The sequence below is a fragment of the Mycobacterium sp. E787 genome (assembly GCF_001668725.1).
Taxonomy (GTDB): Bacteria; Actinomycetota; Actinomycetes; order Mycobacteriales; family Mycobacteriaceae; genus Mycobacterium.
Map to the genome: position 1 here is coordinate 12,946 of NZ_LZKL01000059.1, position 26,922 is coordinate 39,867.

The following is a 26,922-nucleotide window of genomic DNA, read 5'->3' on the forward strand; positions in this document are numbered from 1 at the left end:
TGACGAAGATTTCTCGATAATTGGAGCCGCACGGTGGCAATTCTGTCACCTCCGCTGCGAATCTTGCACCATGAAACTGACGGGGAACACGGTCCTGGTCAGCGGCGGGGGCAGCGGGATTGGCCGCGGCCTGGCCGAATCGCTGCACCGCTCGGGCAACCAAGTGATCATCGCCGGCAGACGCCGGGGGCCGCTGCGGGCGGTCGCCGACGCCAACCCCGGCAGCATCACCCGCCTGGCCGCTCAGCTGAGGGCTCGGCACCCCCAGTCGCTGCGTCACCAGCTGCGCGGCACGCCGGTCCAGGTGGTCGAGATCATCCCGCCGAGGGTGGAGACCGAAATGCAGCAGGGTCCCGACGTGATTGCGCTGGAAGACTTTGTGGCCGAGTCGATTTCGCTGCTGCGATCTCAACCTCACGCCGACGAGGTGGTGGTCGATGCCGCTCGACGGGTGCGATTCGCCGGGCGCGACGGTTCGTACGACGAGATCTTCGAGGCCGTCAACCCGATCACGACGAAATAGGAAGGATCGCAATGCAAATCGGAATCGGCCTGCCGAGCCACATCGCCCATGCGCCGGGCCCGTTGACGGTGCAGTGGGCCCGCCGGGCGGAACAGCGGGGATTCGCCGCTGTGGCCACCATCGACCGGCTCGTCTACGAAAGCCTCGACTCGATTGCCACCCTTTCGGTGGTCGCGGGCGCGACCAGTGAAATCGGTCTGGTGACAAACGTTTTGCTGGCCCCGCTGTGGCCGGCCGCACTACTCGCCAAACAGCTCGCCACGGTGGCGGCCTGCTCCGGTGAGCGGCTGATCGTGGGCCTGGGGGTGGGCAGCCGGCCCGACGACTACGCCGCCGTCGGGGCGGACTTCGGCAGACGGGGGCGAGCCTTGGACCAGGCGGTGGGATGGCTGCGCGACGCGTGGCACGCCGAGCCGGTAGCAGGCGACAGGGCGCTGTGCCCGGCGCCCGTGCGCATTCCGATTCTCTTCGGCGGAAGGTCGCCGGCGACCATCCGTCGTGTCGCCACCGTCGGCGACGGCTGGTCGGCCGGTGCGCTGCGCGACTACGCCAGCCAGGCGCCGCTCGCCGACCGGGTTCGCGACGCATGGCGCGAGGCGGGTCGCCCGGGGCGGCCACGGATCCACGCCAGCGTGAACTTCGCTCTCGGCGGCGAGGAGATCGTCCGGCGCGGCCATGCACACCTGTGGGACTACTACGGGTTCAATCCCGACTACGCGGCCCTCAATGTCGCCGACATGCTGATCTCGCCACAGGATGCGGCGGCCACCGTGCGCGCCTACCGCGACCTCGGCTTCGACGGGCTCATCTTTCACCCGTGCGTCGCCGCGCTCGAGCAGGTCGAACGCCTCGCCGACGCGGTGCTCTGAAGCCAACTGTCGTCAAGTTGCCTCATGTCAAGATGCGCGCGAAGGGTGCATCGTTGCCTCACGTGAGCGTGCGCGCTTGGTGACCGGAGCGGGGGGACCAGCTCTCGGAAGTGGGGCAGCACGGCCACCAATTCGGTGAGCATGGGAGCAAGCCGTTTGCCAGCCGGCTTTCCCAGCACGGTCCAGCAGACCGTCAACGCCGCGATGACATCATCGTCGTACGTCGCCGGCCGAGGACTGCGCGCAGTCACGATCGTGGCCACCGGTGCGGCGTTGAGGGCCTTGCGGGCGTGACTTCGGTGCCAGCCGGTATTCGCGCACAACTCGTCGAGAATCCGACTCTTCCCGCGCTTACTGGCCTGCCGGTAACGGATCGCTGCTGCCTGCGTCACTGCCCTGCGCTCAGCCAAAGTCAAGGCGCGCCGTCCACGCGCGCATCTCAGATGAGTCGACGCGGTCGGCGGACACTGCTATACTCGAACGTATGTTCGATTCCCGTAGGCTTCACGATTACTGGGAGCCCCCGACCACGGAGCGTTCGGCGGCGCTGGTGGAGCGGATGTGCGCGTCGTGGCGGGCCGAGGCGCGGGCGGCGGCGGCGCGGTTGGATGCGATCGGGGAGTTGTTCGAGTTGCGCCGGGCCCAGCGCGGTGAAGAGGCGAATTGGGCGGTGGATACCTGGGCGGCGGTGGGCGCGGAGGTGGCTGCGGCGTTTCGGATCAGCTTGGCGCTGGCGGGTAGCTATTTGCGGTATGCGCGGGCGATGCGTGAGCGGCTGCCGGCGGTGGCCGGGCTGTTTCGGGCCGGGGATATCGATTATCGGTTGTTTCAGACGCTGGTGTATCGCAGCGATTTGATCACCGATGGCGAGGTGTTGGCGGCCGTTGATGCCACTCTGGCAGCGAACGTGGTGCGCTGGCCGTCGATGACGCAGGGCCGGCTGGCCGCCCAGGTGGATCGGGTCGTGGCCAAGGCGGATCGGGATGCGGTGCGCCGGCGCCGCGAGCGTCAGGTCGATCGCGAGATTTGGATTGGGGATCGGGTTCAAGACGGCCTCTCGGAGATCCATGGTGCCTTATTGACCCCGGATGCCCATGCGTTGGAAAAGCGGTTGAATGCGTTGGCGGCCACGGTGTGTGCCCATGATCCGCGCAGCCGCGAGCAGCGCCGCGCTGATGCGCTGGGGGCGCTGGCCGCGGGGGCGGATCGGCTGGGGTGTCGGTGCGGGCGCCCGGATTGCGTGGCCGGGAAACGGCCCGCGGCGGGACCGGTGGTGATTCATGTGATCGCCGAGCGGGCCACCCTGGACGGGGGCAGCGCTGCGGCTAGTGAGGTGGGCGCCGACGGGCTGATCCCGCCCGAACTGGTGGCCGAACTGGCCGCCTCGGCGAGGCTGGTACCGCTGATCCATCCCGGCGACGCGCCACCAGAGAACGGGTATGTGCCCTCGAAGGCGTTGGCCGATTTCGTGCGCTTTCGTGATCTGACGTGTCGGGCGCCGGGCTGTGATGCCCCGGCCATCGGCTGCGACATCGACCACACCATCCCCTATGCCCAGGGTGGGGCCACGCATGCGTCGAACCTGAAATGTCTTTGCCGGCTTCATCATTTGCTCAAAACGTTCTGGGGCTGGCAGGAGACACAGCTGCGCGACGGCACCGTAATCTGGACGCTGCCCGGCGGGCACACCTACCTCACCACCCCGGGCAGTGCGCTGGTGTTCCCGAGCCTGTGCGCACCAACCCGACCACTGCACACGCTCACCCGCGCCCAGGGCTGCGCCGAGCGCACCGCGATGATGCCCAAGCGCCGCCGCACCCGCGCTCAAGACCGCGCCTACCGCATCGCCACCGAACGCAAACACAACCGCGACGCCCGCACCGCCCGGCGAGCCGAAACCTGGAGCTACACCGGACCCGCCCCACCCACCGACGACGACGAGCCACCGCCCTTCTAGGTGCCGGCAGACCGCAGTCGCCTGACGAACTCCGCCACCGCCACACCGATCTCGTCCGGGCTGTCTTCTTGGATGAAATGCACCCCGGGGACTGTGGTTTCGCTGAGATTGGCCCACGTCCGGACGTAGTCGCGGATGCGGCCGTTGAGAATGGCGCCGGGCTCGGCGTTGACGAACAGCTTTGGCACGGCGGCCGTTTCGAGCCAGCCGCGGTACTCGTCGACGACGGCGACGACCTCGGCTGGCTCGCCGTCGATAGGTATGTTGCGTGGCCACGACAGCGTGGGGCGCCTGTCCTCGCCGGGATTGAGGAACGGCCGGCGGTAGGCGTTCATCTCCTCGTCGGAGAGTTTCCGCTGAATGGCGCCGGGCAACACGCCTTCGACAAAGATGTTTTGTTCCAACACCATTCGCTCCCCCTCGGGCGACCGGAAGCCCTGGAACACGCTCCGCACGTTGGGATGCCAATCCGTCCACGTCATGGGAGTGACGATCGCCTCCATGAAGGCAATCCCCTGCACGCGGTCGCGATGCCGGTTGGCCCAGTCGAATCCCAGCGCCGACCCCCAGTCGTGCAGCACCAGCACGACGCGGTCGCCCAGGTCGAGTGCGTCCCACAGCGCGAAGAGGAAGTCGCGTTGCTCGGCATAGTGGTAGCGGTCGGCCCCCGACGGGCTGAGCTTGTCCGACGCGCCCATCCCGATGAGGTCGCACGCCACGAGGCGCCCCAGCCCTTCCAGGTGGGGCATCACGTTGCGCCACAGGTAGGACGACGTCGGGTTGCCGTGCTGGAAGACGATCGCATCGCCGTCGCCCTCATCGATGTAGGCCATCCGCTTTCCGGCGATCTCTTGGTAGCGCAGCTGACCGTACGGCTCGACTCGGGGGGATGTCATGGGGCAATCCTGTCACTTGACATCGGATCGAACAAAGGTTCGAATAGAGGCATGCGCTGGTCCAACCAGGCCGTCGCGGTCAACGGGAACCCCGTCGACGACGGGGCGCTCCCGGGGCTGCAGCGTCTCGGCCTCGTGCGCAGCGTGCGGACGCCGCAGTTCGAGGGCATCACCTTTCACGAGGTGCTGTGCAAGTCGGCGCTGAACAAGGTGCCCAATGCGTCGGCCCTGCCGTTCAAATACACCGTCAACGGCTACCGCGGCTGCTCGCACGCCTGTCGCTACTGTTTCGCGCGTCCCACCCACGAATACCTGGACTTCGACTGCGGCACCGACTTCGACACCCAGGTGGTGGTCAAGACCAACGTCGCCGAGGTGCTGCGTCGCGAGCTGCGCCGGCCGTCGTGGCAGCGGGAGACCGTCGCGCTGGGCACCAACACCGATCCCTACCAGCGCGCCGAGGGCCGCTACGCGCTGATGCCGGGCATCATCGGCGCGCTCGCCGGGTCCGGTACGCCGCTGTCGATCCTCACCAAGGGCACCCTGCTCAAGCGGGACTTGCCGTTGATAGCCGATGCGGCCCAACAGGTTCCGGTCTCGGTCGCGGTGTCACTGGCGGTCGGCGATCCGGACCTGCACCGCGACCTCGAACCGGGCACCCCGACGCCGCAGGCGCGCCTGTCCCTGATCACAGCGATCCGCGACGCCGGCCTGAACTGCCACGTGATGGTCGCCCCGGTCCTGCCGCACCTCACCGACGGCACCGACCACCTCGACCGGCTGCTCGGCCAGATCGCCGCGGCCGGCGCCACCGGGGTGACGGTGTTCGGGCTGCACCTGCGCGGTTCGACGCGCGGCTGGTTCATGGCCTGGCTGGCCCGCTCGCACCCCGAGCTGGTCGGTGCGTATCGCGAGCTCTACCGGCGCGGCGCCTACCTGCCGCAGGGCTATCGCGACGCGCTGCGCGCACGGGCCGCGCCGTTGATCGCCAAGCACCGCCTGGCCGGCGATCCCCGCCCGGTCCCGCAGACCACGGCCGGGCCGGAACCGCAGCAGGCGACGCTGTTTTGAGCTAACCCGCCTTGTCGCCGCGCGGCTTGGTGAGCGTGAACTGGTCCGCCGCGGTGACCTCACCGAACGGGCCGCTCAGCGCGTAATGCGTGGCCTTGATCGAGGTGTTGCCGCCTGGCCGGCCCGGGTCGACGTCGAAAGCCGCGAAGCCGTAAGGGTTGTCGCGGTCGCGGAACGCCGACCACGGCGCGTCCTCCAGCACGTAGATCGGCGCCTTGCGGCCGAGTCCGGGGTCGAAAGCCCCGACACCGGTCAGCACGCGGCACCGCGGCTCGGGAAAGAACAACCCGTTGCTCGGCAACGAGGTGCCGCCTCCGCCGATGACGAGATGCACGGTGCCGCGGGTGGAATCGATGAGTTCGTTGCGGGTCTCGACGGGCAGCGGCGTGAGCGTGTCGGTGCCCAGCGTCCCGCGCAGGGGGTGCGAACGTTCGTAGTGGTGTTCGTGGCCGCACACCACCAGATCGACCTGATACTGGTCGAACAACGGCAGCCATTCCTCGCGGATGCCCAGGTCGGCGCCGTTGGCCTTGTCGGCGGTGGAGATCGCCGTCTGATGCATGCACACGACGATCCAGTCGACATCCGGGTCGCGCCGCGCGTCGGCGAGTTCCCTTGCAAGCCAGCGCTTTTGCTCCCCGCCGGAGTACCCGTGCACGTAGAAGTTGCCGCCGTCCTGGAAGGCGACGTCGTCGTTGTTGAGGCTGATCACCCGCACCGACCCGGCGGTGAACGAGTACCACAGCCCGCGGGCCTCGGGGCTGGAACCGGAATCCGGCAGCGCGAAGTAGGTCTGGTAGGCGCCGTAACCGATTGGCCCGTTGCCCAATTCGTTCTCGTGGTTGCCCGCAGCCGGCATCCAGGGACGGTACCGCGCCGAGCGCGTGTTGTTCTCGAACCAGTCCGACCAGGTGCGGATGCGGTCCTGCGCGAGGTTGGCGTAGCACAGGTCGCCGTTGACCAGGTTGAACAGCGGACCGAGCCGCTCGACCGCCAGCGTGGTGTCGGCGGCCGCGGGCGACCCGATGTTGTCGCTGGCGTACCTGCCGTCGGGCAGCCGGGCCAGCGTCGGGGTGGACTGGTCGCCGAAGCTGGTGAAGCGCAGCGGCTTTCGGCCCGACGGCGCGGTCCGCACGGTGCCGCTCTCCGGCTCGGCGCCGTCGTGCACCGCGGCGTACACGTAGTCGGTGTCCGGCGTCAGGCCCGTCAGGCGAGCGTGGTTGACGCGAACCTCGACACCCGACTTGGCGTCCCGGTAGGTGCGGGTCTCGGCCTCGACGGTGCGCCCGAACCCGGACGCCGGGGTGCCGAGCATCACGCGCGGGTTGCGGACGGCCTCGGTGGTGTGCCAGGAGACCACCACCTCGGTGGCGGCGTTGCTGCCGAACTGCAGGTGCAGGCCGGTCACCGGCGGGGCGCCGTTGCGGTCCGGCTGATACCACGCCGACGGCGCCCGAGGATGCGACCACACCAGCGTCGCCCCGCCCCCGATGCCCGCCCCGAGGGCCGCCGACACCGCGCTGGTGGTCAACAGCCGACGGCGGCTGATCCCGGGATCGTCGCTCATGCTTGCTTCATACCTGACCCAAGCGAACCGGCGGCATCTGTAACGAATCCGGTAGCGTTTTCGATATGACGAACGTGCGAAAAGTGATCAGCGCGGTCGCGTCGGCAACGTTTGCAGCGGCCGCCGCAGTGGCCGTCACGCCCGCGACTGCACATGCGGACGGCCATCAGGTGACCTACACCGTGTCGAGCCCCAACAATCTGACCGCCACGGTCAACTACGTGAGTTCCGATCCGCCCAGCCAGGCCGCCTACAACGCGGACCCGTCGAAGTTCATGACCAGTGTGCAGGCCCCGCTGAGCGGGGGAGCGCCGGTCACCTATACGGCCACGTTGGCCAACCCGGCCCAATGGGCGAGCATCACCGCCAGCGGCATGCTGCACTGGCCGGATTCGGGCAACGGCCCCGCTTCGTTTCACTGCGAGATCGCCGTGGACGGCCAAGTCGTCGCGCGCCAGGACGCGACCACCACCGTCACCTGCGCGGCCAGGGGCTAGCCCAAGTTCGTCGCGGAGAAGGTGTCGCACTTGTTCGGGTCGCCGGTCTGGTACCCGATGGTGAACCACTTCTGCCGTTCCGCCGACGAACCGTGCGTCCACGACTCGGGATTGACGCGGCCCGTCGACTCCTTCTGAATCCGGTCGTCGCCCACCGACGCGGCGGCCGACAGCGCGTCGGCGATGTCCTGGTCGCTCAGCGGCTGCAGGTAGGGCACCCCGGTGCTCTCCTGCTTGACGGTCGACGCGTAGTGCGCCCAGATGCCGGCGTAGCAGTCGGCCTGCAATTCGGTGCGGACGCCGTTGCCGCCGGCGCCCTGGGCGCCCTGCTGGGAACGGCCCAGGATGCCCTGCAGCTGCTGCACGTGGTGGCCGTATTCGTGGGCGACCACGTACTCCTGCGCGAAAGGCCCACCGCTGGAACCGAATCGGTCGACCAGCTCCTTGAAGAAGTCGGTGTCGAAGTACGCGGTCTGGTCCACCGGGCAGTAGAACGGACCCACCGCGGTGGTGGCGGGCCCGCAGCCGGTGTCGACCGAACCGGTGAACAGGCGCACGTGCGGGCGGGTGTAGCTCGGCATCAGCTGATGCCACACCGCATCGACGGAGTTGCCGGTGGCGATCACGCGGCACTGCACGTACTTGTTGGCGTCGGCCCCGGTCTTGCACTGGCTCAGGTCGAAACCGGGCGCCGAATAGCCGCCGGTGTTCATCTGCGAGGTCATCACGCGGCCCGGGTCGACGCCCAGCAACAACGCGCCGATCAGGATGAGCAACCCGATGCCGCCACCGCCGAGGGCCATCCCCATGCCGCCGCCACCGGACGACGACGCGGTGCTGGTGTCGATCTGCATGCCCTCGTTGAAGGTCATCGCACGCTCCTAAGGTTGCCGGGTGGCCGCAAAGCGGGTGTCGGTGTAGCTGCGCAGGTTGCGCAGAAATCGGCGCAGGACCAAGTTCAGCAGCGGCCGGGCGACGACCAACGCCAACCAGGCCGGGCCGGCCGGCTTCTGTGCCATGATCCAGGTCAGCCGGCAACCACCGGGGGTGGGCTCGACGCGGTAGTCCTCGGCGAAGGCGGCGACGGCCTGCGTGGAGCACTCGTTGAACCGGAATGCCATGCGGGTGAACGGCTCCCACGCGAGGAACTCTTCGTTGCCGACCATGCCGCCGCGCATGTCGACGGTGCGGGTGGTTCCGACCCGGCGCGGCTCGGGGCTGGTCCAGGTGACCTTGGTGATCACCGGCGCCCAGCGCGGCCAGGACTCGGCGTCGGCCAGCACCTCGAACAGCTGCTCGGGCGTGATGGCCAGGTCGACGCTGTTGGAAAACCGAAAGGGTGCCGTGTCGATGAAGCCCAGGTCGACGCGCTCACAGGGGAACATGGCTTGAATCTAGCCCGGGCCGTCGCTGGCCGCCGCCAATAGCGGCACCAGCACGTCGCTGATCGGCGTCGCCAGGCCGTGGGCGCGGGCCTTGCGGATGATCACGCCGTTGCGGATGTCCCACTCCATCGGCCGGCGGTACTCCGCGTCGGCCAGGATCGAGGTGCCCATGTCCTCGGGGGCCTGACGGAACATCCCGGGCAGCTCCTCGACGACGCCGTCGGGCAGCCGCGCGCCCTCGGCCCGCGCGACGGCCAGGCATTCGGCCATATAGCGCCGCGACAGCGCGGCGACGTCGTCGCGGCGGAACATCCCGGACCGCCGCCGCGACAGCGCCATCAACCCGGCCAGCGCATTGGTGAGCAGCTTGCGCCAGGCGGCGGTGATGAAGTCGGGATCGCAGTCCACCTGGCAGCCGGCGCCGCGCAGCAGCCCGGCGACCTCCTCCGCCGAAGGCCCCGACGGCAGCACCAGCCGGGGCTCGGTGCGCAACCGCACCCAGCCGTCCGGTTGCGTTTCGGCTCCGTACCAGACGATGCCGGGGACCACCGGCGATACCGGGCAGTGCGGCTGCACCTGCTCGACCTGCTCGACGCCGTTCTGCAGCACGACGACGATGGTGTGCTCGCCGCACAGGCGGGCCAGCCAGGGGGCCGCGTCGTCGTTCTGGGTGGCCTTGACGGCCAGGATCACCACGTCGACCGGGCCGCGCACCGCGGTGGGGTCGGTCTGCACCGGGCCGGGGACGACGATCGGATCCGCGCCGTCGGGCCGCAATTCGATGTTGTCGCGGGCGGTGCGGCCGCACACCAGCACCGAATGCCCGGCCTGGTGCAGCAGCGCGGCGACCGTCGTGCCTACGGCGCCGGGACCGACGAGGGCGATCTTCAAAAGGTCTGTGACGATAGGACCGAAGTTACCTCCCTCTAGACTGGGCACTCGTTCCAACCGCGGGAAAGGGAGTGTTCGTGCTGCGCAGCCACGCCGCCGGTGCACTGAGAAGCAGCGACGCCGGCCAGCAGGTGACGCTCGCGGGGTGGGTGGCCCGCCGCCGCGACCACGGCGGGGTCATCTTCATCGATCTGCGCGACGCGTCCGGGATCGCCCAGGTGGTGTTCCGCACGTCTGACGTGCTGGCCCAGGCCCACCGGTTGCGCGCCGAGTTCTGCGTCGCGGTCACCGGCGTCGTCGAGATCCGCCCGGAGGGCAACGCAAACCCGGAGATCGCGACCGGCGACATCGAGGTGAACGCGACCGCGCTGACCGTGCTGGGCGAGAGCGCGCCGCTGCCGTTCCAGCTGGACGAGCCCGCCGGCGAGGAGCTCCGGCTGAAGTACCGCTACCTCGACCTGCGCCGCGACGGCCCGGCCGCGGCAATGCGCCTGCGCTCCAAGGTGAATGCCGCCGCGCGCGCGGTGCTGGCGCGGCACGACTTCGTCGAGATCGAGACGCCGACGATCACCCGCTCGACGCCCGAGGGCGCGCGCGACTTCCTGGTGCCGGCCCGCCTGCACCCCGGCTCGTTCTACGCCCTGCCGCAGAGCCCGCAGCTGTTCAAGCAGCTGCTGATGGTGGCCGGGATGGAGCGCTACTACCAGATCGCCCGCTGCTACCGCGACGAGGACTTCCGCGCCGACCGCCAGCCCGAGTTCACCCAGCTCGACATGGAGATGAGCTTCGTCGACGCCGAGGACGTCATCGCGATCTCGGAGGAGATCCTGGCCGCGCTGTGGGAGCTGATCGGCTATGAGATTCCCCGCCCGATCCCGCGGATCAGCTACGCCGACGCCATGCGGCGGTTCGGCTCCGACAAGCCCGACATGCGGTTCGCGCTCGAGCTCGTCGAGTGCGCGGAGTTCTTCAAAGACACCACCTTTCGCGTCTTCCAGGCGCCGTACGTCGGCGCGGTCGTCATGCCCGGCGGGGCCTCGCAGCCGCGGCGCACCCTGGACGGCTGGCAGGAGTGGGCCAAGCAGCGCGGCCACCGCGGGCTGGCCTACGTCCTGGTCGGCGACGAGGCTTCCGGAGGCGAGCTGGGCGGCCCGGTGGCCAAGAACCTGTCCGACGCCGAGCGCGAGGGCCTGGCCGCCCACGTCGGGGCCAAGCCCGGCGACTGCATCTTCTTCTCGGCGGGCCCGCCGAAGTCGTCGCGCGCGCTGCTGGGCGCGGCCCGCGGCGAGATCGCCAAGCGGCTCGACCTGATCGACCCGGACGCGTGGGCGTTCGTGTGGGTGGTCGACCCGCCGCTCTTCGAGCCCGCCGAGGAGGCGACCGCGGCCGGCGACGTGGCGGTCGGCTCGGGGGCGTGGACGGCCGTGCACCACGCGTTCACCTCGCCCAAGCCGGAGTACTCCGACGTGGTGGACAGCGACCCCGGCAGCGTGCTGGCCGACGCGTACGACATCGTCTGCAACGGCAACGAGATCGGCGGCGGCTCGATCCGTATCCATCGCCGCGACATCCAGGAGCGGGTGTTCGCGGTGATGGGTCTGGACAAGGCCGAGGCGGAGGAGAAGTTCGGATTCCTGTTGGAGGCGTTCATGTTCGGCGCGCCGCCGCACGGCGGCATCGCGTTCGGCTGGGACCGGATCAACGCGCTGCTGTCGGGCGTCGACTCCATCCGCGAGGTGATCGCCTTCCCGAAGACCGGCGGCGGCGTCGACCCGCTCACCAACGCCCCGGCGCCCATCACCGCCCAGCAGCGCAAGGAGTCCGGAATAGACGCCAAGCCGGAGAAGGTTGAGCGGGCATGACCGAAGAAATGCCTGACACCGGCACCATCAACGCGTTCAACACGAGCATCATCGACGAATTCCGGGCCAACGAGGGCAAGGTCGGCGGCCAGTTCGAGGGCGCCAACCTGCTGCTGCTGACGACGACGGGCGCCAAGTCCGGCCAGCCCCGGGTCAACCCCCTGGCCTACTTCCGCATCGACGGCAAGCTCATCATCATCGGCTCGTTCGCCGGCGCCCCCGTCAACCCGGCCTGGGTGCACAACCTGCGGGCCAACCCGGCGGCGCACGTGGAGATCGGTACGGACGCGTTCGACGTCACCGCCCACGAGCTGCCACCCGCGGAACGCGATGAGCTCTTCGAGAAGGTCGCCGCCGCGGCGCCCGGGTTCGCCGAGTACCAGTCCAAGACCAGCAGGGTGATACCGCTGTTCGAGTTGCGCCCGGCCTGACGCCGTGAACGCCGCGCGCGCGGGCATCAAACGGCTCCGCGCCGTGTGGTTCACGCTCGTGCAGACGTCGGTAGCGGCGGGCCTGTCCTGGTACCTCGCCCACGACGTGCTCGGTCACCCGCAGCCGTTCTTCGCGCCGATCGCCGCGGCCGTCTCGTTGTCGATCAGCAACGTGCTGCGCGCGCAACGCGCCATCCAGATGATGATCGGCGTCACCCTGGGAATCGGGGTCGGCAGCGTCGTGCAGGAGCTGCTCGGGCCGGGGGCGCTCGCGATCGGCATCGCGGCGCTGCTCGCGCTGTCGGCCGCCGTGTTCATCGGCCACGGCTACATCGGGCACGGGATGATGTTCGCCAACCAGACGGCCGTTTCGGCGATCCTGGTGCTTGCCCTCTACCGCAGCAACATCGGTTTGGAACGCCTCTACGACGCGCTGCTCGGGGGCGTGGTGGCGATCGTGTTCGCGATTTTGTTGTTCCCCGCCGACCCCCGCCGGCTGCTGCACGCCGCCCGCGTCGGCGTGCTGGGGGTGCTGCAGGGTGTGCTGTCGCGGGCCGCGGACTTCGCCGCCGGGCGGCGGGAGGCCCCGGCGGACTGGCCGCTGTCGGCCGTCGACCGGGTGCACGCCCAGCTCGGCGGGCTCGTCGAGGCGCGCACCACCGCCCGTCAGGTCGTGCGGGTCGCGCCGCGGCGCTTCGGCCTGCGCGATTCGGTCCGCGCGGCCGATCACCAGGCCGTGCACGTGGCGCTGCTCGCGGGCTCGGTGCTGGAGCTGGCCCGAGCCGTCGCTCCCGGTGTGGACGGCCGCTGCGACCGGCTTCCGCAGCCCGTGCACAAGGCGCTGGTGGTGCTGGCGGCCGCCACGGCCCTCGCCGAGTCCGACCCAGCCGGGGCGTGCGCCTACGTCGCGTCCGCGCGCCACCTCGCCTCGCAGCTGCACGAGGGCGCCCGGGAGAGAACGCAGGTGGTGCTCGCCGACGTCGTCCAGGCCTGCGTCGACGACCTGCAAACGGTCATCGACCTGCGGTCATAGTGAATCGGCCAGGTACTCCTGGACGAGTTTCTTCGGCGCCTGCGTCAGCCACGCCTCGGTGATCACCTCCACCAGGTCGCGCACCGCGATCTCATCCAGCCTGATCAGCACCGCCGGATAGCCGTCGAAATGCGGCGTGGTGAAGTAAACCCCCGGTTCGTCGGCGATCAGCGCGAACTTGACGCCCTCGTCGGACACCCGCACGCCGAGGATGTCCCCGTCGGGCGGCTCGACGCCGCTGTGCGCCAGCGCCTCGCGGTCCGACGGGCGCAGCGGCCGCTCCCACGCCAGCAACTTCTTGCCGACCCGCCACTCATGAGGTGACGGCTCGGAGGTAAGTGCCAGCTCACCAACGATGCGGGCGACGTCGCTCCACGTGGCCACGCCTTCGATTGTGCTCCCGATATGGCTCGCTTGGCTCGCGATCGGCAAACGAGGTGTGATGGGATCAGCCTGTGTCAGAAGCCTTGCCGGGAGATCAGGCCCGTCGGCACCGGGTCACCCACCGCACCGAGTACCGCTATTCCGACGTCGTGACCAGCTCCTATGGCCGCGGCTTCCTCACCCCGCGGGACTCGCAACGCCAGCGCTGCGTCGCGCATGCGCTGACCATCGACCCGGCTCCCACCGACAGCTCCACCAGCGTCGACAGCTACGGCAACGTCAGCTCGTACTTTCATGTCACCGAGCCGCACCGGGCCCTGACCATCACCAGCGACTCCATCGTCGACGTGTATCCGCCGCCGCCGGAGCGGTACAGCAGCGGGCCGGCGGTGCAGCCGTGGGAGGCCGCCCGGCCGGCCGGGCGCAGGGGAGCGCTGGCGACGGAGTTCGCCCTCGACCTGAACCCGCCGGAGATCACGGACGAGGTGCGCGCGTACGCGGCGCCCAGTTTCGCGTCCGGGCGCCCCCTGGTGGACGTGCTGCGCGACCTGGCGTCGCGGATTTTCGCCGACTTCACCTACCGCTCGGGGTCGACGACGATTTCCACCGGGGTCAACGAGGTTCTGGCGGCCCGGGAGGGGGTATGTCAGGACTTTGCGAGGCTGGCGATCGCCTGCCTGCGCGCCAACGGTCTGGCGGCCAGCTATGTGTCCGGTTATCTGGCCACCGACCCGCCCCCGGGAAAGGATCGGATGATCGGTATCGACGCCACCCACGCCTGGGCGGCGGTGTGGACCCCCCAGGAGCCCGGCCGGTTCGAGTGGCTGGGCCTCGACCCCACCAACGACCAGCTGGTCGACGAGCGCTACATCATCGTCGGGCGCGGGCGCGACTACGCCGACGTCCCGCCGCTGCGCGGCATCATCTACACCAACTCCGAGCACAGCGTGATCGACGTCGCCGTCGACGTGGTGCCCTTCGAGGGGGACGTGCTGCATGCGTGACTTCCACTGCCCCAACTGCGGACAGCGCCTGACGTTCGAGAACTCGGCGTGCCTGTCATGCGGTGGCGCGCTCGGGTTCTCCCTGGAGCAGATGGCGCTGCTGGTCATCGCCACCGGCGACGAGGGCGACCGCGCCGGGTTCGTCAGCGCCGACGAATACGAGCTGTGCGCCAATCGTCATCTGGCCGAATGCAATTGGCTGGTGCCCACCAACCTGCCCGGCGGCCTGTGCACGTCGTGCGCGCTCACGCTGGAACGGCCCAACGACACCGACACCGAGGGCCTGGCCGCGTTCGCCCGTGCCGAGGCGGCCAAGCGGCGGCTGATCGCCGAGCTGCACGAGATGAGGCTGCCGATCATCGGGCGCGACCGCGACCCGGAGTACGGGCTGGGCTTCCGGCTGCTGTCCAGCGCCCACGAGAAGGTTTTCACCGGCCACGAAAACGGCATCATCACACTGGATTTGGCCGAAGGCAACGACGTGCACCGCGAGCAGCTGCGGGTCGAGATGGAGGAGCCGTACCGGACGCTGCTCGGCCACTTCCGCCACGAGGTCGGGCATTACTACTTCTACCGGCTGATCACCCCGTCGGCCGAGTACGTAGCGCGGTTCAACGAGCTGTTCGGCGATCCCGACGCGGACTATCAGGAGGCGCTCGACCGGCACTACAACGAGGGCGCGCCCAACGGTTGGCAGGAGAGCTTCGTGTCGTCGTATGCGACGATGCACGCCGCCGAGGACTGGGCCGAGACGTTCGCGCACTACCTGCACATCCGCGACACCCTGGACACCTCGGCGTGGTGCGCGTTCGCGCCGGCGTCGGCCACCTTCGACCGTACCCCGTTGGGGCCCAGCGCCTTTCCCACCATCATCGAGATGTGGCTGCCGCTGTCGTGGTCGCTGAACATGGTGAACCGCTCGATGGGCCACGACGACCTGTACCCGTTCGTGCTGCCGGTCGCCGTGCTGGACAAGATGCAGTTCATCCACGACGTGATCGACGAGGTGACCTCGGAGCTGGGCGGACCGCAGGCGGTCGCGGGGTAGGGCTAAAAAACAGGGTAGCCGGACGGGAAAGCGTCCCGGAACGCCATCTGAATGAGCGGCGTGATGAACGCCGAGAAGGTCAGCACCTGCCCGGTGGTCAGGAAGTGTTGCAACGCGGCCTGCAGGTAGCTCGCCAACAAAATCGCGGTGACGAGCGCGATGAGCGATCCGGCGCCGACCGCGAACAGGCCGATGCCGACGGCGCCCACGATGTTGTCGGCGAGGTTCTGCGCGCCAAGGCTCAACGAGTTGAGCACCTGCTGCAGGTTGGCATCCAGGCCCTGCAGCGATGCCGCGATGGCTCCCTCGGCGCCGGCATACGAGGACGCCGCGGCCGTCAGGTGCTGCACGAACTGGTCGTGGAAGGCCGTCGCCTGACTGGCCAGCGCCTCATACGTCGCCGCGTGCCGGGAGGCCACCTGAGCGATGGCGGTCGAGACCTCGTCGGCGGCTGCGGGGACCACCGACGTCGTCCGGGCAGCCGCCACGAGATGGGCCGCCCCGAGATCCGAGCCGATGGTTGCCACGGCGTGGGCCGTCGACGTCATGACGTCTGGCGTTGCGATCACATACGGCATGTCTGTCCACCTATTGGGCCAAACTCCCGGCTGTCTGGCAGCAAAGCATAGGCGGAAATGGCCGGACAAGCACGAGTAGTCCGCTACCTGTCGGCGGGGGCTCAGGCGCCGGGCGCCTGGCCGGCCGGGCTGGACGCGGGCCCATACATCTCGTCGGCGGCGACCGAGGCGACACCGAACTCTGCGGCCACCGCATCGATGGCTTGTTGGGCGATGTCGAGGTCCACCCGACGGTCGGGCAGAAAGTACGGCCCGATGTAGCGGTCGTAGTACTGCTGCGCTTCGGCACACGTGAGCCGGTCCAGGAACGAGGCGATGTAATCGACAGCGCGGCCCGGATTTTCGGCCAGGGTGCGTAGCGCGCGCTGGTTGGCCCGCACCAGTGCCTGCACAGCGGGGCTGTCCAACGGGATGTGGGCCGGGTCCACGGCCACACCCACGGTGGGAATCGGGAAGTGGTCGCCGACCCAGGCCAGCAGGTGGAATCCCTCTTCGTCGGCGACCTGTTCGGGCGACAGCGTGCTGCCCACGTATGCGGCGTCGATCGAGCCGTCCCGAAGGCGCCGCAGGTCCATCTGATAGTCACCCGGATGGCGCACAACGCAATTCACGTCGCCGTCGGGATCGAGGCCGTGCTTACGCAGGACGATCCGGGCGAAAGCCCCGGGGGGACTCTTAGGAGCGTGGACGGCCAGGCGCCGCCCGCCCAGGTCGGACATGGACGCCACCTGCGGGCCGCCGAGGAACCAGAACAGCGGACGATCGGTGTTGACGCTGATCGCGGTCCAGCCGATCCCGTCAGTCAGCCGCGATTGGAGGCTCCGGCCCAGGCCGATCACGGCGCCCCGGCGCAGTCGCTCTGCCGTCCAGCCGATCCCGTCGCGGATGGCGACGTGCACACCCTCCTGCTCGTAAAATCCCTCCTGGTCGGCAACGTAGGCGACCAACTCCTCATGGACACCACGCCCGACATAGGCCAGATCGATCATATGCACAGCGCACAGCCCCCTTCGGTCCCGTCAATCCATCGCAAGGCCGCCGTTGATCTCCAGGCAGTGACCGGTGATGAAACCGGAGTCTTCACCCGCCAGGAAAGCCACAGCCTCGGCGACCTCTTCAGGACTGACGAGTCGTCCCATCGGATTGGTTGCGCCGAGTTGGCCCACCTCCTCGGCCGTCAAGAGCGCATGCGCGGTCGGATCGCCGACCGTGGCCGGCGACACCAGGTTGGCGGTGACCCCCTTCGGTGCCAGCTCCAGTGCGACGTAGCGGACGAACTGGTCCATTGCCGCCTTGGCGGTGCCCACCGTGACCATGCCTTGACGTGGTCGTCGGGACAGCACTGTGGTGAGGTAGACAAGCCGACCGTAGCCGCGGGAAACCATGCCCGGCACAGCGGCTTTGGTTACCAGGAATGCGGCGTGGAGCTCTCGGTCGAGTTTGGTGCCGAGCTGTTCCCAGCTCAGATCGGCGAACGACGTTACCACGTAAGGGATTAACGCGTTGTGGACGAGCACGTCGACCCGGCCCCACCGCCTTTCGGCTTGCTCGAACATCGCGGCGACGTCGCCGGGCGCGGTGACGTCGGCCTGGATAGCCACGGCCTCACCGCCCGCGGCGGTCGCCGACCGGACGACCTCTTCTGCTTCCTCCGCGCTTGACCGGTAGTTGATCACCACCCGAAAGCCCTTTTCCGCCAGAGCTATTGCGGTCGCTGCGCCGATACCCCGGCTGGCTCCCGTAACTATCGCGACACGATCCACCGGTAGTACCTCTGTCCGTGTTCACCGTCCGGACACGTTGCGGACATGTGACGGCTCCGCGTGCCGGCGAGACGGCGTAAGCTGGCGAAGCCGAACGTTACTCTGGCGGCGCACTTGGGTAAAGCCCTCGTTCAGGAGAGGATCACGGCCATGGGTGATGACGAGTTGCGGGTCGCCTTACAGCGGCACTGGGCTGCCTCCGATGCCAACGACTTTGCAACGGAGCATGGAATCTATCGCGCTGACGCGGTCCTCGAGTATCCGCAATCGGGCGAGCGCATCCGTGGCCGAAGCAGTATCGAGGCGTCGCGTGCCGCCCAGCCGAACGCGAAGCGCTTCACGTTGCGCCGCATGCTCGGTGGCGGCGACCTCTGGATCAGCGAACTCGTCCTGACATACGACGGGGAACCGAATTACGTGGTCAGCATCATGGAATTCGAGGATGGCGAGGTGGTCCGAGAGACGCAGTACTTCGGCGCGCCGTTCGAGCCCGGGCCGTCCCGTGCCCAATGGGTCGAACGGATTGGCTGAGAGTCGGCTAGATACCGAACCAATGCGCGAGCGCGTCGCGCAGTGTCCGAATTTCGTCGACGTCGGGGTTGCTCTGCGACGACGCCCATGCCACATAACCGTCGGGGCGCACGAGCACGGCCGTCGCGGCTATCTCACCGACGGGCCGTCCGGCGGCGAGTGTGAGATGCTCACCAACATCGCTGAATGCGTTTGCGACCGTGGCCCTCTCGGTGAGGTCCACGAGCAACGGGCGTCCGTCGCGGGCGAGCTCCGCAATGCGCCGGTCCCCGGCGGCACTCGCGACGGCGAAGTCGGGCACCCACCGTCCCACGAGTGGATGCCTGTTCGTGCCCATGGGGTAGCGATTGTCGGCGCCCGAGAGCAGGTCGGCGATCCGCCTGACCGTATCGGTGTCTCTAAGCAGTTCGGCGAAAAGTTCGCGCAGCGCTGTGACTTCGGCCCCCGGGCGAAAGAGAGCCAACTGGGCCCGGCTCTGCATGATGAGCCGCTCCCCGGCCGCCCGGCGCTCGCTCTCGTAAGTGGCGAGTAGCTCAACGTCCGCGCGCTCGTTCAGCACCGCTGCGAGCTTCCAGCCGAGGTTCACCGCGTCCTGCAGACCAAGGTTCAGCCCCGGTCCGCCGATCGGTGAGTGAACGTGTGCGGCGTCGCCGACGAGAAACACGCGGCCGACCCGGTAGCGAGACGCGAGCCTCGAGTTGATGCCGGCGAACCGGCGCAGGTCCGGTGGCGTGTCGGGCGAAATGAAACGCAATGGCACCTCTGCGCCGAACACACGTGCGGCGCTGGCCTCCAGATCGGGCAGGTCCATCGGTGGGCCGGCGGCGGGGTCGTCGCCCCGCTGTTCACGGGGTGAGCTGTCCAGTTCGAACGTCAGCACCGCGACGCGGCTCCCCATCGCGCCGAACGCCAAAACGCCTCGGTCAGTTCGAAAGAACCGCTGGGGTGGAAGATGGCCGGAGCCGGGCACGTAAGGCTCCCCGCCGATCCGTTCAATCAATTCGTCCGGCGGTACGACGTCGAACCCGATCCGGATGACCAAGTCGTACGAGGACATCCCGGGAAAGTCGATGCCGGCGAGATGGCGTATTTTGCTGGTGCCGCCGTCGGCGCCGACAAGGTACTCGGCCGTCATGTCGTAGGCACCGTCCGGCCCGTCGACATGAATTGTGACGCTTTCGTCCTGCTGATCGAAACCGGTCACGGCGTGACCCCAGCGAATTTCCGCGTCGTATCCCTCGGCCCGCTCGCAAAGCGTTTCAACGAGCCCCTGCTGCTGAACCGGCACGATGAAGAGCTGGGAGTCCGGTAGCGCCGCGAGGTCCAACGGAAAGCCCGCAAACATGTAATCCGAAACGGGTTTCGGCGGATCCGAAGCCCCGGCGAGCGCTCCGTAGAGACCTCGATGATCGAGGATCCGGGCCGCTTGGCCAACGATGCGGTTGACCTTCGGTTGCGGGCTGGGCCCGGGTATCGGATCCAACACCACCGGCCTGATGCCGGCCAATCCCAGTTCGCAGGCCAGCATCAACCCGTCCGGGCCCGCCCCGGCGATCACAACGTCAATCACTTGGCACGCCCAATCTCCTTGGCATTCTTGATCACCGCGACACGAGCCATCAGGAGCACCTCCACGGCATTTCGTTAGCAAAGCGAAAGACTACACCCGGTGCGGCAAACGCCGGGATCTCGAGTCCCCCAAAGGCTGCAACGTCCCGGACGAGCGGTGAAGCCGGCGGTCGCCGGCACGCGCGAACGTTACGCCCGCGACGCTTATCGGTAAAGGCTGATCTAGGCCGGCATGACCCGGCGCTCGTCGGGACCCCACAGCGGCTGGATGCCGCCGGGCAGCCGCAACTGCGTCTCGGCGATGACCTCGGCCAGATCGCGCAGCTCGGAGTGGATGGCGTCGAGCAGTTCGGCCAGCTCCGCGCGGCGCCCGTCGCTCACCGCCTCCAGCTCCTCGGGGTGGGACCGGCGCAACTGGGTGCCGATCTCCTCCACCACCCGCTCGGGGCGCGATGACCCCGACGCGGTGGGCAGGTCCTTGAGGTCGGTCCGCAGCCGCTCCACCTGATACAGCAGCGACCGCGGGTTGCCGGCGTCGTACAGCATCAGCTCGGCCACGGCGGCCACGCTGACGTTGCCCACGGTGCGGCGCCGGTAGCTCACCGACGACTCGCACGCCACCAGCGTCGCCTCGATGATCGTCTGCTCGGCGGGCGCGCTGCGGACGTCGGTCAGCGTGGCGCGCAACAGCGCGGTCAGCCACAGGCCGCGTTCGATGCGCTTGCCGATGTCCATCATCGTCCAGCCCACGTCGCGCACCATCGACTCGCCGGCCACCCCCGACAGCGTCAGCATCCCGGCCAGCGTCTGCGCCTGGGCCGACGCCAGCAGGGCGTCCGCCTCGGCCAGCGAGTCCGGCGGCTCGGAGCGCAGCGCGAGCGCGCGTTCCACCCCGGCCAGCACGGTCCAAGTGTCGTTGGACAGCTGGTCGCGCACCGCCCGGGCGGCCAGCGCCAGGCCCTCGACCGACTGCACCAGGGACCCGGACCGGTCGGGGTCCACGGTCAGCGACCACAGCGTCGACGGGGCGACGGCGATCATCTCCGCGCCATCGCCGCCGAATCCGGTGTCATTGCCGGTGATCCGGCCCAGGGCGGCCATCAGCACCGGCACGCACTCGCTTTCCTCGGTGTCCTGGTGGTGGCGGTAGACGTGGAAGCGGTCGCGGGCGACGATCAGCAACCGGGCCATCTGCTCGGCGCGTTCGCCGTAGCGCCCCATCCAGAACAGATCGGACAGCACGCGGGGCGAGCTGACGCCCCAGGTGCCCGCGGCCGTCTTCGCCGGCTGCGGCGCCGACGGGAGCGTGACGGTCTCCGCGCGGGCGCGCTCGGTGGGGCGCACCCAGACATCCTTGGCCGCAACGGTTTTCAGCGTGTAGGCGGCGGGCCCCGGGGCCAGCACGTAGCCGGCGCCGCCGATCATCGGCGCGTAGCCGCCGCGCTGGGCCACGGTGAACAGCCGCATGCCGACACCCGCCGACGACAACACCCCGGCATGGTCGGTGGGCGCCGACGAGAACTGCGGCAGCTCCTGGCCGACCCACTGCCACGGCATGTCCTCGACGCGCGCGGCCAGCTCGGTCAGTTGCGCCGACGAAAGTGTCGGCCCGACATAGGTTTTGCCGCCGACGGTGGACTTGATCAACAGCGACGACAGGTTGGCCAGCAGGTGCGAGCACTCGCCCGCGATGCCGCCCCAGTAGACCGGCGCCGTCCGCAGCAGCGGCTCCTCGCCGAGTAGCCGCCCGGCGAGCCCGGGCAGGAACCGCAGCAGCCCGGGGCTTTCGAGGATGCCGCTGCCCAGCGTGTTGACGACGGTCACCGTCCCGCGGTGTTGCGCCTCGACCAGGCCGACCACCCCCAGCCGGGAATCGGCGCGCAGGTCCAGCGGGTCGGTGTACTCGGCGTCGACCCGGCGCAGCACCACGTCGACGCGCTTGAGCGTGCCCAGCGAGCGCATCCACAACTTGCCGTCGCGCACCACCAGGTCCGCGCTCTCCACCAGCGGGAAGCCCAACAGGGTGGCCAGGTACGCCTGGTCGAAGGCGGTCTCGGAATAGATGCCGGGGCTGAGCACCACGACGACCGGGTCCTGGGCGACGTCGGGCGCGGCGTCGATGAGGGCCAGCCGCAACGCCTGCGCGAACGGCGTGGTCGGTCGCGGCGCGATCCGTTCGTAGACATCGGGGATCGAGTGCGCCACCACGCGCCTGTCGGCCAGCGCGTAGCCGGCGCCCGAGGGCGCCTGGGTCCAGTCGGCGTTGACCTGGAAGCTGCCGTCCGGCAGCCGGCTGACATCGCAGGCGTGCATGAACAGCTGGTGGTGCCCGGGCACCTCGATCCCGTTGGCGGGGCGGATATAACCCGGGTGGCCGAAGACCAGCTGCGGCGGCAGGACCGCCTCGGTGAGCAGGGTGCGGGGCCCGTACAGGTCCGCCAGCACCGCGTCGAGCAGACGCGAGCGCTGCACCAGCCCGGCCTCCAGGACGTCCCAGTCGGCGGCGGAAAGCACGATCGGCAGCGCATCGAGCCGCCACGGCCGGGGCTCGTGGCCCGCGTCGACCTCGGTGTAGGTGATGCCGTCGTTGTCGATCAGGCTGTCCACCACCGAGCGCAGCCGGTTGAGCCCGGCGCGGCCGCGGTCGGCGACGGCGTCGGCCAGCTCCGACCACGCCGGCCGGACGTTGCCCTCGCGGTCGACGAACTCGTCGTAACCGGCCCCCGGGCCCTGCCGCAGGTCGAAGAGCGCCTCCTGCGCCCGCGCGGTCCGGTACCCCGCCAGCAGCCGGTCGGCGTCGTAGCGGCCGCCGCCGTCCAGTGCCGTGTCGGGAAGCGCCATCACTGCTGCACGGTACGGACGCGCCGCAGGTCGAGGATGCCCGGCGCGCCGATGTCGGTGGAGATCCGGGCCTGGCGCTCCCGGATGGCGGCCAGGTCGAGCTTGCCCGCCGTGAAGCCGGTCGCCTCGAAGCGGCGGGCGCGGCGCGACTCGGCCTCGACGGCGTTGACCGGCGGCTCGTCGTAGGCGCGGCCGCCGGGGTGGGCGACGTGGTAGGTGCAGCCGCCGCGCGACGTCCCGGTGGTGAGGTCGACCAGCTCGAAGAGCAGCGGGACGTCGGTGCTGATGGTCGGGTGCAGCGCGCTGGGCGGCTGCCAGGCCTTGAACCGCACGCCGCCGACGTGGATGTCGGGGTTGTCGGTGGCCAGCAACGGCACGGGATAGCCGTTGGCCGTCACGACGTAACGGTGCCGGTCGGCGCCGATGATGCGGACCTGGATGCGTTCGACCGACGAGTCGACGTAGCGGGCGGTGCCCGTGGCGGTGGCCTCCTCCCCGAGGGTGTTCCACGGTTCGATCGCCCCGCGCAGCTCGATCTCCACGCCGTCGAAGACCGCGGTGCCGATGCGCGGGAAGCGGAATTCGGTGAACGGGTCCAGCCAACTGGTCTCGAACGGTATGCCGTGCGCGCGCAGGTCCGCGGCGACGTCGGCGATGTCGTGAATCAGGAAGTGCGGCAACAGGTATCGCCCGTGCAGGTTGGCGCCGTGCCGGATCAGCGGGGCGCGCAGCGGCTCGTCCCAGAACCACGCCACCAGCGAGCGCACCAGCAGCGACTGCACCATCGCCATGCGCAGGTGCGGCGGCATCTCGAAGCCGCGCAGCTCCAGCAGCCCGAGCCTGCCGCGGGGGCCGTCGGGGCTGTACAGCTTGTCGATGCAGAACTCGGCGCGGTGGGTGTTGCCGGTGATGTCGGTCAGCAGGTGGCGCAGCGCGCGGTCGGTCACCCACGGCTTCGCTGTGTTTTTTGACCCGCCGCCCCCTAGCCGCGCGATCTCGGCGAACGCGATCTCGAGTTCGTACAGCGCCTCGGCGCGGCCCTCGTCGACGCGCGGCGCCTGCGACGTGGTGCCGACGAACCGCCCGGCGAACAGGTAGGACAGCGACGGGTGTCGCTGCCAGTAGGTCAGCAGCGAGACCAGCAGGTCGGGGCGGCGCAGCAGCGGCGAGTCCGCCGGCGTCACCCCGCCCAGCGTGATGTGGTTGCCGCCGCCGGTGCCGCCGTGGGTGCCGTCGACGTCGAACGACTCGGTGGCCAGCCGGGCCAGCCGCGCCTGTTCGTACAGGTCCTCGAGCAGCTGCGTCTGTTCGGCGAAGCTGGCGGTGGGCGGCACGTTGACCTCGATCACCCCGGGGTCCGGGGTGATCGTCACCGACCTCAGCCGCGGGTCCGGCGGCGGGCCGTAGCCCTCGATCACCACCGGGCAGTCCGCCTTGGCCGCCGCGGCCTCGACGCGGGCGACCAGGTCCACGAAGTGGTCCAGGGCCTCGGTGGGCGGCAGGAAGATGTACAGCAGGCCGCCGTGAGCCGAATGGCGGACCTCGGCGACCATGGCGGTCGGCGGCGCTCCGCCGGGTTCGACGACCTCCGCGCAGTCGGGCTCGGGCGGCGGCGCGTCGCCGGCGGACAGGGGATCGGCGTCGAACCTCGCGCGCGGGGGCCGCCAGCTGATCGAATCCAGCGGCAGCCGCAGGCCCGCCGGGGAATCGCCTTGCAGCAGCACGATCCGCCCGCGGCGCAGCCGCCAGTCCGCGCTGGCCCAGCCCGCGTCGTCGTCGCGGCGGTGCAGCGGCAGCACGAAAGCCGCCGGGGCCGTGGTGGACTCGTCGAGGCGCGCCAGCAGCGCGGCGCGCCCCGCGGCCGTGTCGGCTTCGGGGGCGAGGTCGTCGTCCGGGTCCACCGGGTCGCCGTGCGGCGTGCGCATCTTGGCGGCCAGCCGGGCCAGCGGGTCCTCGTAGGCGGGCCGCACCTGCGAGGGCGGCAGCCCGAAGCCGTCGGCCACCCCGGCGAGCACGTCGTGCGCCGCGTCGGCGGGCACCAGGCCCGGCGCCCCGTCCCAGGGATCGGCCAGCAGCGCGCCGTCGGTCCACAGCGGTCGCCCGTCGGTGCGCCAGTACAGCGCGATCTGCCAGCGCGGCAACGGCTCTCCCGGATACCACCTGCCCTGCCCGCGCTGGATCAGCCCCTGCGGGGCCCACACCTGTCTCAGCCGGGCGGCCAGGTCGGACGCCCGCTGCCGCTTGTGGGGGCCGTCGGCGGCGGTCGTCCACTCCTCGACCGACCCTTCCGGGGGGATGCCGACCGCCACGAACGTCGGCTCGCCGCCGACCGTCAGCCGGACGTCGGCGGCGGCCAGCCGGTCGTCGACCTGCCGCCCGACGTCGCAGATGGTCCGCCAGGCCTCGTCGGGGTAGGGCAGCGTGACGCGCGGGTCCTCGTGGACGCGGGTCACGGTGTTGGAGAACTCCAGGGTCGCTTCGCACGGCTCGGTGCCGCCGGTGATCGGCGCCGCGGTCGCCGGGTGCGGCGTGGCGGCCAGCGGGATGTGGCCCTCGCCGGCGAACAGCCCCGACGTCGGGTCCAGCCCGATCCATCCGGCGCCGGGGATGTACACCTCGGTCCACGCGTGCAGGTCGGTGAAGTCCGCGGCCGGCCCCGACGGCCCGTCGAGCGCCTCGACGTCGGAGGCCAGCTGCACCAGGTAGCCGGACACGAACCGGGCGGCCAGCCCCAGTTGCCGCAGGATCGACACCAACAGCCATGCCGAGTCCCGGCACGAGCCGACCCCGTTGCGCAGCGTGAAATCCGGTGACTGCACGCCGGGTTCCATCCGCAGGCTGTAGGCGACGTCGGCGTTGACGGCGCGGTTGAGCGCGACCAGGAAGTCGATGGTGCGGGTGCCGTCGAGCACCGTGAAGTTCTGCAGCCACGACCGCACCAGTTCGCCCGGGCCCGAGCCGTCACCCGCCTCGTCGACGGGTCGCAGGTAGGGCTTGAGGTCGTCGGCCAGCTCCCTGGGGTAGGTCCACCCGCCGGTGGGCCAGGTCTCGGCCCAGTCCTCGATGAAGAAGTCGAACGGGTTGATCACCTTGAGGTCGGCGATGAGCCCGACGGTGATGGTCAGCCGGTTCATCGGATTCGGAAACACCAGCCGGGCAAGGAAGTTGCCCACCGCGTCCTGTTGCCAGTTGATGAAGTGGTCGCTCGGCTCGACCCGCAGCGAGTACGCCTCGATGGCCGTGCGGGAGTGGGGCGCCGGGCGCAGCCGCACCACGTGCGGATACACCCGGACCAGGCGGTCAAAGGTGTAGCTGGTGCGGTGCTCCAGCGCAACTTTGATGCTCATCCGCTGATCTCATCACAAGCGCCACAGGGTCGCAGCGCGGCGAGATTCGGCGGCGGGGCCTAACCGTATTGGGGGCCCGGCGGCGGGCCGGGTGGCGGTCCGGCCTGGTAGCCGCCCGGCTGCAGCGGGACCACCTGGCCGCCGGAGAGCTTGCGGTAGGTGTAGGTCAGGACCAGCACGGCGAGGGGCCCGCCGACGAGCAGCCCCACGCCGCACAGCAACGCGCCGATGACGACGGCGGCCAGCTGCACCAGCCACGCCAGCAGGGCGTTGGCGAAGTTCGACGAGACGGTCGTGAAGCTGGACTTCAGCCCCTCGATGGCGTTCTGCGACCGATCGATGACGAACAGGATGGTGAACTGCGCGAAGATGCCGACGATGAGGCCGGGAAGGACGAAGCACGCCGAGGCGATCGAGGTCAGGATTCCGACGATGATCGCGGCGAGGATCACCGGGCCGAGGTTGCGCGGCTTGAAGAACGAGCCGACGCCGACCGGCCGGCCGTCGGCGATGTCGAGGGCTCCGGACTGGAACGAGGCCTGGGCGTAGATGCCCACCGCGTAGACGAGGATGTAGCCGACGATCATGAGGGCCAACCCGCTGGCGCTGATGTTCGCCGTGGTGGTGGCGTAGCCGTCGGAGTTGGTTGTGGTGGTGGTCGAGCCCATGCTGCCGCCGACGGGGATCAGGGCGTAGGCGGCGCCGAACAGCACCGCGTAGATGAAGGTGGCCACGATCAACGGCACCGAGTTCTGCGAGAACTTGCCCCACGCCCAGCTGAACGCCTCACCCACGCTGTACTGCGGGCCCGGCGGTGCGGATGGGGCGCCGTAGCCGGGCCCGCAGTACAGCGTGGGTGAGGCGTTCAGCTGGGC

24 protein-coding genes and 1 pseudogene are annotated in these 26,922 nt (G+C 69.6%); 11 read left to right on the forward strand and 14 right to left on the reverse strand.

The features are described from left to right. The first annotated feature begins 70 nt into the window (after nucleotides 1–70). A complete protein-coding gene (locus A5705_RS13050; RefSeq protein ID WP_067879333.1) occupies nucleotides 71–523 on the forward strand; it encodes an SDR family NAD(P)-dependent oxidoreductase in 453 nt (150 codons plus the stop codon). An 11-nt stretch (nucleotides 524–534) separates the two neighbouring features. Then, complete coding sequence (locus A5705_RS13055; protein ID WP_067879330.1) at nucleotides 535–1,392, forward strand: LLM class flavin-dependent oxidoreductase; 858 nt, start codon at nucleotides 535–537, stop codon at nucleotides 1,390–1,392. A gap of 95 nt (nucleotides 1,393–1,487) precedes the next feature. Here A5705_RS13055 and A5705_RS28520 read toward each other — a convergent pair. After that, nucleotides 1,488–1,784: pseudogene (locus A5705_RS28520) on the reverse strand (transposase); the annotation flags it as partial. Between the two features lie 92 nt (nucleotides 1,785–1,876). On the opposite strand from A5705_RS28520, the gene A5705_RS13060 reads away from it, so the two are divergent. Next, nucleotides 1,877–3,349: an HNH endonuclease signature motif containing protein gene (locus tag A5705_RS13060; RefSeq protein WP_068277926.1), complete on the forward strand. Its 1,473-nt coding sequence runs from the start codon at nucleotides 1,877–1,879 to the stop codon at nucleotides 3,347–3,349. Here the strand turns inward: A5705_RS13060 and A5705_RS13065 are convergent. Next, nucleotides 3,346–4,245 carry a haloalkane dehalogenase gene (locus tag A5705_RS13065; protein WP_067879324.1) on the reverse strand — a complete coding sequence of 300 codons (900 nt, stop codon included), beginning with the start codon at nucleotides 4,243–4,245 and terminating at the stop codon, nucleotides 3,346–3,348. The two genes, A5705_RS13060 and A5705_RS13065, sit on opposite strands and share 4 nt — an antisense overlap. Before the next feature lie 51 nt (nucleotides 4,246–4,296). Here A5705_RS13065 and A5705_RS13070 point away from each other — a divergent pair, with 51 nt between their 5' ends. Next, a complete protein-coding gene (locus A5705_RS13070; protein WP_068277929.1) occupies nucleotides 4,297–5,316 on the forward strand; it encodes an Rv2578c family radical SAM protein in 1,020 nt (339 codons plus the stop codon). A 1-nt stretch (nucleotide 5,317) separates the two neighbouring features. Here A5705_RS13070 and A5705_RS13075 read toward each other — a convergent pair whose 3' ends face one another. Then, nucleotides 5,318–6,883, reverse strand: coding sequence for a metallophosphoesterase family protein (locus tag A5705_RS13075; protein ID WP_068277932.1), 1,566 nt, complete (start codon nucleotides 6,881–6,883; stop codon nucleotides 5,318–5,320). A 65-nt stretch (nucleotides 6,884–6,948) separates the two neighbouring features. Between A5705_RS13075 and A5705_RS13080 the strand changes: the two genes are divergently transcribed. Continuing rightward, the gene (locus A5705_RS13080; RefSeq protein WP_067879315.1) at nucleotides 6,949–7,380 is read left to right on the forward strand and encodes a hypothetical protein; all 432 of its coding nucleotides are present in this window, start codon (nucleotides 6,949–6,951) and stop codon (nucleotides 7,378–7,380) included. Here the strand turns inward: A5705_RS13080 and A5705_RS13085 are convergent. Genes A5705_RS13085 through A5705_RS13095 form a run of 3 tightly spaced genes read right to left on the reverse strand, consistent with a single transcriptional unit; the run spans nucleotide 7,377 to nucleotide 9,656 of the window. Then, entirely contained in the window at nucleotides 7,377–8,252 is an 876-nt protein-coding gene (locus A5705_RS13085) for a neutral zinc metallopeptidase (RefSeq protein ID WP_067879312.1), read from the reverse strand. The genes A5705_RS13080 and A5705_RS13085 overlap by 4 nt on opposite strands. 9 nt (nucleotides 8,253–8,261) lie before the next feature. Next, nucleotides 8,262–8,765 (reverse strand): SRPBCC family protein, encoded by a 504-nt coding sequence (locus A5705_RS13090; RefSeq protein WP_068277940.1) that lies wholly within the window; start codon nucleotides 8,763–8,765, stop codon nucleotides 8,262–8,264. Between the two features lie 9 nt (nucleotides 8,766–8,774). Then, on the reverse strand, nucleotides 8,775–9,656 hold the full coding sequence (locus A5705_RS13095; protein ID WP_197521264.1) for an oxidoreductase: 882 nt from the start codon (nucleotides 9,654–9,656) through the stop codon (nucleotides 8,775–8,777). Between the two features lie 71 nt (nucleotides 9,657–9,727). Here A5705_RS13095 and aspS point away from each other — a divergent pair, with 71 nt between their 5' ends. The 3 genes from aspS to A5705_RS13110 are packed head-to-tail and all read left to right on the forward strand — an operon-like array spanning nucleotide 9,728 to nucleotide 12,982. Further along, nucleotides 9,728–11,518 carry an aspartate--tRNA ligase gene (gene aspS, locus A5705_RS13100; protein ID WP_156763109.1) on the forward strand — a complete coding sequence of 597 codons (1,791 nt, stop codon included), beginning with the start codon at nucleotides 9,728–9,730 and terminating at the stop codon, nucleotides 11,516–11,518. After that, a complete protein-coding gene (locus tag A5705_RS13105; protein ID WP_068277942.1) occupies nucleotides 11,515–11,949 on the forward strand; it encodes a nitroreductase family deazaflavin-dependent oxidoreductase in 435 nt (144 codons plus the stop codon). Before aspS ends, A5705_RS13105 begins: the two co-directional genes overlap by 4 nt. A gap of 4 nt (nucleotides 11,950–11,953) precedes the next feature. Then, on the forward strand, nucleotides 11,954–12,982 hold the full coding sequence (locus A5705_RS13110; protein WP_067879304.1) for an aromatic acid exporter family protein: 1,029 nt from the start codon (nucleotides 11,954–11,956) through the stop codon (nucleotides 12,980–12,982). On the opposite strand, the gene A5705_RS13115 is transcribed toward A5705_RS13110, so the two are convergent. Further along, the gene (locus A5705_RS13115; protein WP_067879300.1) at nucleotides 12,977–13,366 is read right to left on the reverse strand and encodes an MmcQ/YjbR family DNA-binding protein; all 390 of its coding nucleotides are present in this window, start codon (nucleotides 13,364–13,366) and stop codon (nucleotides 12,977–12,979) included. The two genes, A5705_RS13110 and A5705_RS13115, sit on opposite strands and share 6 nt — an antisense overlap. 71 nt (nucleotides 13,367–13,437) lie before the next feature. Here A5705_RS13115 and A5705_RS13120 point away from each other — a divergent pair, with 71 nt between their 5' ends. Continuing rightward, nucleotides 13,438–14,370 carry a transglutaminase family protein gene (locus A5705_RS13120; protein WP_067879296.1) on the forward strand — a complete coding sequence of 311 codons (933 nt, stop codon included), beginning with the start codon at nucleotides 13,438–13,440 and terminating at the stop codon, nucleotides 14,368–14,370. After that, nucleotides 14,363–15,418 (forward strand): putative zinc-binding metallopeptidase, encoded by a 1,056-nt coding sequence (locus tag A5705_RS13125; protein ID WP_068277945.1) that lies wholly within the window; start codon nucleotides 14,363–14,365, stop codon nucleotides 15,416–15,418. The genes A5705_RS13120 and A5705_RS13125 overlap by 8 nt, the downstream gene beginning before the upstream one ends. A gap of 2 nt (nucleotides 15,419–15,420) precedes the next feature. On the opposite strand, the gene A5705_RS13130 is transcribed toward A5705_RS13125, so the two are convergent. From A5705_RS13130 to A5705_RS13140, 3 genes are all read right to left on the reverse strand, one after another. Beyond that, nucleotides 15,421–15,996: a PE family protein gene (locus A5705_RS13130; RefSeq protein ID WP_068277948.1), complete on the reverse strand. Its 576-nt coding sequence runs from the start codon at nucleotides 15,994–15,996 to the stop codon at nucleotides 15,421–15,423. A 101-nt stretch (nucleotides 15,997–16,097) separates the two neighbouring features. After that, the gene (locus A5705_RS13135) at nucleotides 16,098–16,985 is read right to left on the reverse strand and encodes an ABC transporter substrate-binding protein (RefSeq protein WP_068277951.1); all 888 of its coding nucleotides are present in this window, start codon (nucleotides 16,983–16,985) and stop codon (nucleotides 16,098–16,100) included. A 30-nt stretch (nucleotides 16,986–17,015) separates the two neighbouring features. Beyond that, complete coding sequence (locus A5705_RS13140; protein WP_067879286.1) at nucleotides 17,016–17,759, reverse strand: SDR family NAD(P)-dependent oxidoreductase; 744 nt, start codon at nucleotides 17,757–17,759, stop codon at nucleotides 17,016–17,018. Nucleotides 17,760–17,909: 150 nt separating this feature from the next. Here A5705_RS13140 and A5705_RS13145 point away from each other — a divergent pair, with 150 nt between their 5' ends. Then, on the forward strand, nucleotides 17,910–18,290 hold the full coding sequence (locus A5705_RS13145; RefSeq protein WP_067879283.1) for a nuclear transport factor 2 family protein: 381 nt from the start codon (nucleotides 17,910–17,912) through the stop codon (nucleotides 18,288–18,290). Nucleotides 18,291–18,297: 7 nt separating this feature from the next. Here the strand turns inward: A5705_RS13145 and A5705_RS13150 are convergent, their stop codons facing one another. From A5705_RS13150 to A5705_RS28125, 4 genes are all read right to left on the reverse strand, one after another. After that, nucleotides 18,298–19,860, reverse strand: coding sequence for an FAD-dependent monooxygenase (locus A5705_RS13150; protein ID WP_068277954.1), 1,563 nt, complete (start codon nucleotides 19,858–19,860; stop codon nucleotides 18,298–18,300). Nucleotides 19,861–20,081: 221 nt separating this feature from the next. Continuing rightward, nucleotides 20,082–22,700, reverse strand: coding sequence for a circularly permuted type 2 ATP-grasp protein (locus A5705_RS13155; RefSeq protein ID WP_067879277.1), 2,619 nt, complete (start codon nucleotides 22,698–22,700; stop codon nucleotides 20,082–20,084). Beyond that, entirely contained in the window at nucleotides 22,700–26,047 is a 3,348-nt protein-coding gene (locus A5705_RS13160; protein WP_068277957.1) for a DUF2126 domain-containing protein, read from the reverse strand. Before A5705_RS13160 ends, A5705_RS13155 begins: the two co-directional genes overlap by 1 nt. A gap of 59 nt (nucleotides 26,048–26,106) precedes the next feature. Next, on the reverse strand, nucleotides 26,107–26,922 hold an 816-nt coding region (locus A5705_RS28125), incomplete at its 5' end, for a hypothetical protein (protein WP_197521265.1).